This window comes from Vibrio sp. 811, assembly GCF_033339195.1.
The window spans coordinates 1-774 of sequence record NZ_JAWOUB010000304.1; the positions used below are offsets into that span (position 1 = coordinate 1).

The following is a 774-nucleotide window of genomic DNA, read 5'->3' on the forward strand; positions in this document are numbered from 1 at the left end:
AATATTGTTTTAACAATAACTTAAGGAAGAGCGATTATGCACCTTAAAAACGGGAAAGCAGTGAAAAGTGTCTTTACGCTAAGTACGCTGACTGCATCTTGTCTATTGGCCTTCAACAGCTACGCAGCGGTTGATTGTGCCCCTCTAGAAGTTTGGGATTCGTCAAAAGTTTATAATGGCGGCGACCAAGTTCAGCACGAAGGTAACGCATACAAAGCGCGTTACTGGACGCAAAACAATAACCCTGCACAAGCTGGCCAGTGGGGCGAGTGGGAATCTCTTGGTGCTTGTGATGGAACAGGTCCTGTTGACCCACCACAAAATGAAATCCCGACGGTGACTCTAACCGCTCCTTCTGCGTCGGCATCTATCACCGCTGGTGAAGTGGTTAACCTAGCCGCAGATGCAGCAGACACTGATGGCACAATTAGCAAAGTTGAATTCTTTGTTGATGGTGCTTTAGTTGGTCAGTCTACTTCGGCTCCTTTCACTGCATCTTGGACTGCAACTGAAGGCGTACACGAGTTTTCAACTAAATCTTATGATGACGCTGGTGCGGTAAGTACTGCAAGTTCAGTAACGCTTACGATTGCTTCAGCTCAACCAGGTAATGAAGCGCCTACAGTGGATGTTGCGCTTTCAGCTACTTCAATCGACTTAGGCGGTACTGTTACGCTTACTGCTAACGCAGCAGACGCGGATGGTAGCGTTGCTAAAGTTGACTTCTACGTTGCTGGCGCATTAGCTGGTACAGCAACCGCTGCCCCTTACACA

Annotated in this window: 1 protein-coding gene; it reads left to right on the forward strand. The window is 47.9% G+C overall.

Annotated elements, in window-relative coordinates:
• Window positions 1-36: 36 nt before the first annotated feature.
• A partial coding sequence (locus tag R7Q46_RS26495) for an Ig-like domain-containing protein (RefSeq protein WP_318078129.1) occupies window positions 37-774 on the forward strand: 738 nt, incomplete at its 3' end.